This window comes from Pseudonocardia sp. (genome assembly GCF_029263155.1).
Lineage (GTDB): Bacteria > Actinomycetota > Actinomycetes > Mycobacteriales > Pseudonocardiaceae > Pseudonocardia.
Genome location: NZ_JAJCYB010000089.1, coordinates 1 through 2,871, shown reverse-complemented (window position 1 = coordinate 2,871; position 2,871 = coordinate 1). Strand labels below are relative to the sequence as shown.

General features: G+C 71.6%; 3 protein-coding genes. All 3 read right to left on the bottom strand.

Features of this window, described 5'->3' with window-relative positions:
- Nucleotides 1–135: 135 nt before the first annotated feature.
- Nucleotides 136–1,266, bottom strand: coding sequence for a hypothetical protein (locus Q1K26_RS18775; RefSeq protein WP_300014478.1), 1,131 nt, complete (start codon nt 1,264–1,266; stop codon nt 136–138).
- 4 nt (nt 1,267–1,270) lie between these two features.
- Nucleotides 1,271–1,795 (bottom strand): DUF4913 domain-containing protein, encoded by a 525-nt coding sequence (locus Q1K26_RS18770; protein ID WP_300014475.1) that lies wholly within the window; start codon nt 1,793–1,795, stop codon nt 1,271–1,273.
- The coding region (locus Q1K26_RS18765; RefSeq protein ID WP_300014472.1) for a TraG/TraD/VirD4 family protein at nt 1,792–2,871 on the bottom strand (1,080 nt) is incomplete at its 5' end. The genes Q1K26_RS18765 and Q1K26_RS18770, both read right to left, overlap by 4 nt.

The window sequence follows — 2,871 nt, the reverse complement described above, 5'->3', positions numbered from 1 at the left end:
GGCACAGCCAACGGTGCGAAGGGCCTGTTCGGCCGACGTCTAGAGTGGACGCAGACGTCGAGATGGAACCGGCTGGTAGCAGGTCGAGGGCCTGCGTTAGATGCATGAATGCTGCTTCTCATGGAATAATGATCACTACTCTCGGACGCTGATGTGGACGTGGTCGTAGTGCCCTCCGGTGGCGTCCGCCGGGTCGTAGACGCCGCCGCCGGTGTACGGGCGGCCCCAGCCGTTGGCGTCGGGCGTGTCGGGTGACCAGAAGCGGCCCTGCCAGATCAGATACTTGACCTTGAGGGCGACGGCGTGGGTGCGGAGCCAGGTGGCCAGGCGCCATCCGTTCTGGAGTTCTTCGCCTTGTGGGAACTGGCCTGCGGCGTCGGGGAAGTAGTCGCAGGCCTGGCCGCGGGGGTGGTCGCTGTCGGGGTTCCAGGCGTGTTCGTCCCAGCAGCCCGCTGAGCGGATCGGTTCACCGGGGCGGGGTGGGCCGAAGGCGCGCACGATCTCGTCGTGCGCGTGGCGGGTCGCGGGGGTGAGGCAGCGACCGCCGGTGGGGTCGTCGGCGGTGCAGAGCGCGCTGAGGCCGTCGAACGGAGTCGGCGCGGGCAGGTCCTCCACGGACACCGGCCCCGCTCCGGCGCCGTACTGCGTGACGAGGGTGTGGACGCGGTTGAGGTAGTTCGTGACGAGGTCGGCGCAGGTCCGGTCGCAGCCGGCCTCACCGGCGGCGGGGATGCCGGTGGCCGAGCCGGTGAGGCGGCCACAGCCGGCGATGTGGCAGACGAGCATGCCGTCCAGGGCGGCGGTCGGCTTGCCGGTGGTCTGCAGGTGCGCGGCGGCGGTGCGCAGGTTGGCGCACACCCACGGGATCGCGCGGCGCAGGTGCTCGTCGGGTCGGAGGACATCGGCGTCGGCGGGCGGTGGGGTAGCCGACCAGGCCGCGCCGCCGGCGTCGGTCCAGTTGGCCTCGTTGAGCTGGTAGAGCCCGGCTGCGCCGCCGTTGCGGTCGCTGCTGAACGCGGTGGGGTCCCAGCTGGACTCGGCCTGGACGTGGGCTATCACCCACAGCGGCGGGAGTTCCGGACACTCGGTGGCGGTGACTGTGGCGATGGTGTCGAGGTGCTGTGCGGCGAGGGCGGGGATGGCGGCGGTGTTCACCACGTTGGCCGGTGTCGCCGTGGCGAGCCCGCCGAGCAGTGCGGCGATCAGCAGGAGCGGGATGAGCAGGGTGGCGACCAGGCTGCCGCCGATGGCGAGGAAGGCGCGCATGCCGTCACTCGGGTGTCCGGGTCGGCAGGGTCGCGATCGGGGTGTGCTCGTTGAGGCTGCGGTAGCGCTCGTTGTGGGTGCAGTCGGCGAACGTGCCGATCGGGGTGAGCAGTTCGCGCAGGCAGGGGTCGAGGTGGTCGCGGATCCAGATCGACATCGCGGCCCCGGGTTCCGGGGCCAGTTCGGTCCAGGCGCGCCGGAGCGCTTCGAGGCGGAACACGGCTTCGGGGTGTTCCCACCACAGCGGGCACCAGGTCAGCTCTCCGCGCAGCGGGCGGGCGATCATCGAGGTGATGGTGTCGTGCACCCAGACGATCAGTGCGTCGACGTCGAGCTCGTCGTCCCCGTCGTCGGGCGACTCGACGCCGGGCTCCGGCACGTGTACGCCGCTGAGCAGTTCGTCGAGGAGGTCGGACTGGTGGGTCCGCCAGGCCTCGAGGGCCTGGACACGTGCGCACAGTTCGGCGATCAGCCGCTCACCGGACGGCTGGGTGGGCTCCTCGGGGGCGTTAGCGTCGGATGTGTTCATGGTCGGGTTCCTGTCGTTGGCGGGGTCGGGAAGCTGTGCGTGGCCGGGCCGGTTGGGTCCGGGCGGTTGATCGGGTTGTCGGGGCCCAGTGCGGCGGCGGCGGTGCGGCGCAGTTCGGTGAGCGCGGTGTCGGCGTACTCGTGGATGTCGGTGTGGTCGTGCTCGCGGTACCAGGGGTGCAGCCGGCCGAGCCCGACCCGGCGCCCGGTGGACAGCAGCACCGCCTGGTCGCGGGGGATCGCGCGCAGCGCGGACGGGGGCATGACGGGTTCGCGGGCCTGGGAGTACTGGCGGGAGTGGCGGCTGCGGTCGACGCTGGTGGAGATGCGCTCGACGTAGTGGTCGCCGATGAGACCGGAGAGCTTCTGCAGGAAGGCGTGGTCGTCGACCCCGGCGCCGACGAGCTTGATGGTGGCGGCGGACCAGAGGGCCTGCATGCCCTGTTCACCCCACACGCCGGCGCCTTGCTGGTAGCTCTGCAGCATGGTGAGGACCTGGATGCCGCGGGAGCCGTAGTGGCTGTAGAGCTGGGGCAGGGCGCGGATCGGGCAGATGTTCGCGGCCTCGTCGAGGACCGCGACGACGGGTGGTTCGAGGCGGCCCCCGGAGGCTTGGGCGAGGAGTTCGGCGATCTCCAGAATGCGGTCGACCAGCGCGGTGACGACGGGGGCGGCGGTGCCGGCGCCCTCCTTGGACAGCAGGTGGATCGTGGCGCGACCGTGGCGCGCGGCGGCGAGCAGGTCCCACAGGTCCAGCTCGACGGGCACGGTCCACGGTGAACTGCGCCAGGTTGCGGGCGGGGTGATCCACCGCATCAGTCGCTCGCTGGTGAGGGCTTTGGTGGCGGTGCGGGCGGTCTGGAAGATGCCCTTGGTGGTGACGTCGGCGCCGGACAGGGTGGCTTCGAGGTCGGCGGCCTCGGCGTCGGCGCCGGCGTTGTCGAGGGCGGCGATGGCGCCGCGGTTGCCGGGTTGCAGCCAGGCGAGGACCTCGCGCATGGTGGCTTCGCTGATCGCGGCGGCGAGCAGGGTGGCGGTGAGGACCTGTTCGCCGGCGGCGTGGAAGAACGGGTCGCG

Excerpts from the sequence above, each read along its gene's own strand:
- Q1K26_RS18775 (WP_300014478.1), bottom strand. The coding sequence starts at position 1,266 with ATGCGCGCCTTCCTCGCCATCGGCGGCAGCCTGGTCGCCACCCTGCTC.
- Q1K26_RS18770 (WP_300014475.1), bottom strand. The coding sequence starts at position 1,795 with ATGAACACATCCGACGCTAACGCCCCCGAGGAGCCCACCCAGCCGTCC.